This is a genomic window from Microcystis sp. M53603_WE2, from assembly GCF_030065435.1.
In genome coordinates, this window is the sequence record NZ_JASJFF010000480.1 from 1 (window position 1) to 3,621 (window position 3,621).

The following is a 3,621-nucleotide window of genomic DNA, read 5'->3' on the forward strand; positions in this document are numbered from 1 at the left end:
CGGATATTTTTCCCCTTTGGTTTCAATTAGTCACCATCTACAACATTAAAGGAAAACGCACTCATGATATTAGGCTTCTTGCTGTCATGAAAGCTTCTAACATTACCCATTTATTAACCTTTAATCCTGATGACTTTATCCGTATTCCCAATATTACCATCGTTCATCCTCAAGATTTCATTAATTCCCAATAATTAAGCAGCAAATCCGACATACCGCGCCACAATCCCTCACGGAAGGCAATAGGTCGCTTGAGAAGGGGTAAAACAGGGGAAAACACCTGAGACTCCTTCCCCTGTGAATCCCTAAGCTAGGGAGAGGAATGTAAGGATTTATTAAATTGTAACTTTTGATACAGTTGTGGGGGGGGGAATGTGTATAATCCCGTTGTCTCCCTTTGGAGTTGGGTTGGGGTGTTGCTTTGACCTAGCTGGGAGGGGATAACCGCACTATTGAGAAGAAAAAAAATGAAAAACAGCATCTCAGCCGCGATTCTTGGAGCGGCTGTAACCACTGCACTAATCGGACTATCTACAAGTCCTGCTCACGCTGCTCCTCCTGCTGCTCAACTTAGCTTCAAGTTCGACTTTTTAACTTCGGACGGTGATTTATTTAAACTGAATCTGACTACGGAGGACACGCTGACTACTGTGACTGATGTACCCGCTTACACTGATCCAACCAGTGGTTTAACTTCTCCAAAATATACCTTTACAGGCTACAAAATCCTTGGCGTGACGGGAACAGAGACTGACCCAGGCGGCATCACTAACCCTATTACTGCAATACTTCCCGAATATACCAATATTGCCGCGGCGGGAGACCAGATTCCTCACTCGAAGACGGATAACCTTTACAATCCCAATGGTGGCTTTGCTCCGGGAGTGCTTCCAGCAGGGTATAAAGCTGGTAACTTTTCTTTTGGAGGTCTAGCTTTCCATGTAGGGGGTACTGAAAATGAAGATTATCAAGTATTCACCCGGCCGGATTTTAGTAGCACCTTCAAGCGGCCGGGGCCAGGCTATGACTATGGCGGTTGCCCCGGTAGCTGCAAAGGGGCTATACAAATTGTTCCTGAACCCTCCTCAACCGCTGGACTTTTAGCTATTGGCTCCTTTGGTGCATTAGGCGCAGCTTCAACCCTGAAACGCAAACTAAAATCCTCCAAAACATCAGAAAACGAAACCACAAAAGTAGGCTAAATTGCTGACAAAATACGATAAATGCCCCTTCATTCAGTCAGTTGAGGGGGTTTATTGTATAATAGGGACATGATTAAATCAAGAGGATTTTGGTTATGCAACAGGTGACGATTGAGCTACCCACCACCATAATTAATGCTCTAGCCGCCTACAATCAAGAGCATAAGGTATCTTCTTCTGATACAGTACAAACGGCTATAGAATCATTTTTAATAGCGAAAGGCTATTTATCCAAACCGAAAAAATCTTTTCACTTATCTCCCGCACCCAAAGGAAGTGGCTATACTGACACATCCATCAATCATGACGCTGTTTTAGCCGAATTTACAGCTTGCCTCTATATAGATTAGGATTTGAACAAGCCACTCATTTCACACAAAATTGCTTAGAATCTGCTAATCTGATCAATCCGACAGAAGATCAGTATTTCGCAGCCATAGCAAAAGCTAAACAATTTCCTGATCAAACTATTACTATTGTTGATGCTTTGACTGCTATCATCTCAATCGAATTAGATCTACCTGTTTGGAGCTATGATTATCATTTTGATATAATGCGGGTGAAAGTATGGAGATAACCCTCAAGTGCCAACTAAAACCCTCCAAACCCTCAGAAAAGGAAACCACAAAAGTCTCCTAAAAAACATTAATAAAAAACTTGTGATCGCCGCTTCATTCAGTCAGTTGAGGGGGTTTTGTTTTTTTATATATTTTCCTCTTACACATTAGTCGCTCGAAAATGATAAGATAGATATAATAAACCAGATTGAGTCTGAGGAGAAATCAAAAATGCAATTTATTCAGACTAAAGCCAAAATCAAAGATGGACAATTAATTATCGAGCAACCCCATCAAGATTTGCCAACAGACACAGAGATTGAAGTTGTTATTATTGTTCCCGATCAAAATGAACAAGTAGAATTTGAACAAGCTCGTAAGATGCAAGCTGCATTTAAAGAAGCAGGTATCGACACTGATGAACAGATTTTAGAGCTTATTCGTAAAGTGAAGCAAGAACTATTTCAGGAGCGGTATGAATGAGGAGAATTTTTTTAGATACAAATATTTATATTATTGGTCAATTAAAACCCCTCTCACCACAAGAGCGAATTCTTACATGGTTAGGATATTATACCCCCAATAATCAATCTTCAATCAAAGTTATTATTTCCCAGGAACTCATTAACCAAATTTTACGAGTTGGCAAAAGCAGCCAAAATAGTAGATCAAATCTGGCAGAATCTTAATTGCTTATTTATACCAGAAACGATTGCAATGAAAGCAGAAGCAAGTCAGATAATTGCAGAAAAATTAGTGCCTTCTGAAGATGTTTTTATCTATCTAACTGCCAAATATGGTGCGGCAGAAATCTTTTTGTCTGAAAATCGAGAATTAATCAAAATTATTGCTGATTTTGATTGTTTAACATCAGAGGAATTTCTTGATAAATATCTGCGACAAATGCCCCCTTAATTCAGTCAATTGAGGGGGTATTTTTGGCCTAACTCTCTCAATTCCCATGATTTCAAGGAGTATGGTTTATCCTTTCATCCGATATCTGCTACAATACAGATACAGGAAATAACATTTTGATCAGTAGGGTAGAAGTCTTTTCCGTTATCTTAGAAGGTAAGCATCATGAAAAATTTAGAAGAAATTAAAGCGATTTTGGGTCAAGTTAAGTCCTTAGTAAAAGAAAAGTATCATGTCAGTGAATTAGGTATTTTTGGAGATTATGTAAAAGGAGAAGTGCAGGAAAATAGTGAAGTTAATATTCTGATAGATTATACAGAACCGCCTAGTTTACTAGATTTAGTAGATCTGGAATATTATTTAAGTGATTTACTTAAGGTAAAAGCGGATGTTATCAGTAAAAATGGCTTAAAAGGAAGAAGGAGAGAAAGAATTTTATCCGAGGTTATTTATGTATGACACAACGGGAATTTAGAGATTTCTTGCAAGACATTCTAGAGGCAATTTCTCAACTAGAAAAGATGACTCAGGATCTAAGCTTTGCCGAATTTTCAACTAAGATAGAAATCTTTCTTTCGGCAGTAAAATTAATTGAAATAATCGGGGAAGCAGTCAAAAATATTCCTGATGAAGTGAGAGTTAATTATCCCAATATTCCTTGGAAAAACATCGCAGGTATGCGGGATAAATTAGTTCATGAATATTGGGCAATTGATGAAAAAGTCGTCTGGAAAGTGATTCAAAACAATCTCCCCCAGCTAAAGAGAATCATTATCAGTATCATTGAGAAATTACAATAAATTTTCGGCTCTTCGTTACCCTTTATGCTAAATCAACATACAAGATGCCAAGATAACATACTTCTAACCCAAAAATTCCGAAAGTTTCTAAAGCCATAGCCTCTCCGTTTTATTAGTTTAAGTTTATTGTTGATTCCCTCCACCACC

Annotated in this window: 9 protein-coding genes and 1 pseudogene; 9 read left to right on the forward strand and 1 reads right to left on the reverse strand. The window is 38.4% G+C overall.

Annotation, left to right across the window (positions count from 1 at the left end):
• From PX481_RS09975 to PX481_RS10015, 9 genes and pseudogenes are all read left to right on the forward strand, one after another.
• Window positions 1-194 (forward strand): annotated as a pseudogene (locus PX481_RS09975) (PIN domain nuclease); the annotation flags it as partial.
• 273 nt (window positions 195-467) lie between these two features.
• Window positions 468-1,202, forward strand: coding sequence for a PEP-CTERM sorting domain-containing protein (locus tag PX481_RS09980; protein WP_288094518.1), 735 nt, complete (start codon window positions 468-470; stop codon window positions 1,200-1,202).
• A 95-nt stretch (window positions 1,203-1,297) separates the two neighbouring features.
• A complete protein-coding gene (locus tag PX481_RS09985; RefSeq protein ID WP_002757250.1) occupies window positions 1,298-1,552 on the forward strand; it encodes a hypothetical protein in 255 nt (84 codons plus the stop codon).
• Window positions 1,534-1,779, forward strand: coding sequence for a PIN domain-containing protein (locus PX481_RS09990; RefSeq protein WP_002757248.1), 246 nt, complete (start codon window positions 1,534-1,536; stop codon window positions 1,777-1,779). The genes PX481_RS09985 and PX481_RS09990 overlap by 19 nt, the downstream gene beginning before the upstream one ends.
• A 211-nt stretch (window positions 1,780-1,990) precedes the next feature.
• Complete coding sequence (locus PX481_RS09995; protein ID WP_288024958.1) at window positions 1,991-2,242, forward strand: hypothetical protein; 252 nt, start codon at window positions 1,991-1,993, stop codon at window positions 2,240-2,242.
• Complete coding sequence (locus tag PX481_RS10000) at window positions 2,239-2,448, forward strand: PIN domain-containing protein (RefSeq protein WP_002757244.1); 210 nt, start codon at window positions 2,239-2,241, stop codon at window positions 2,446-2,448. The genes PX481_RS09995 and PX481_RS10000 overlap by 4 nt, the downstream gene beginning before the upstream one ends.
• A gap of 28 nt (window positions 2,449-2,476) precedes the next feature.
• Window positions 2,477-2,674: a PIN domain-containing protein gene (locus tag PX481_RS10005; protein WP_002757243.1), complete on the forward strand. Its 198-nt coding sequence runs from the start codon at window positions 2,477-2,479 to the stop codon at window positions 2,672-2,674.
• Between the two features lie 165 nt (window positions 2,675-2,839).
• Window positions 2,840-3,133 (forward strand): nucleotidyltransferase family protein, encoded by a 294-nt coding sequence (locus tag PX481_RS10010; protein WP_002757241.1) that lies wholly within the window; start codon window positions 2,840-2,842, stop codon window positions 3,131-3,133.
• A complete protein-coding gene (locus PX481_RS10015) occupies window positions 3,130-3,474 on the forward strand; it encodes a HepT-like ribonuclease domain-containing protein (RefSeq protein ID WP_002757239.1) in 345 nt (114 codons plus the stop codon). Before PX481_RS10010 ends, PX481_RS10015 begins: the two co-directional genes overlap by 4 nt.
• A gap of 32 nt (window positions 3,475-3,506) precedes the next feature.
• Here PX481_RS10015 and PX481_RS10020 read toward each other — a convergent pair.
• Window positions 3,507-3,621 (reverse strand): transposase (locus PX481_RS10020; RefSeq protein WP_130758671.1); only part of this gene is annotated, 115 nt, incomplete at its 5' end.

What these genes read in the sequence shown, in the direction of transcription:
- PX481_RS09980 (WP_288094518.1), top strand. Translation starts at nt 468, where the DNA reads ATGAAAAACAGCATCTCAGCCGCGATTCTTGGAGCGGCTGTAACCACT.
- PX481_RS09985 (WP_002757250.1), top strand. Translation starts at nt 1,298, where the DNA reads ATGCAACAGGTGACGATTGAGCTACCCACCACCATAATTAATGCTCTA.
- PX481_RS09995 (WP_288024958.1), top strand. Translation starts at nt 1,991, where the DNA reads ATGCAATTTATTCAGACTAAAGCCAAAATCAAAGATGGACAATTAATT.
- PX481_RS10000 (WP_002757244.1), top strand. Translation starts at nt 2,239, where the DNA reads ATGAGGAGAATTTTTTTAGATACAAATATTTATATTATTGGTCAATTA.
- PX481_RS10005 (WP_002757243.1), top strand. Translation starts at nt 2,477, where the DNA reads ATGAAAGCAGAAGCAAGTCAGATAATTGCAGAAAAATTAGTGCCTTCT.
- PX481_RS10010 (WP_002757241.1), top strand. Translation starts at nt 2,840, where the DNA reads ATGAAAAATTTAGAAGAAATTAAAGCGATTTTGGGTCAAGTTAAGTCC.
- PX481_RS10015 (WP_002757239.1), top strand. Translation starts at nt 3,130, where the DNA reads ATGACACAACGGGAATTTAGAGATTTCTTGCAAGACATTCTAGAGGCA.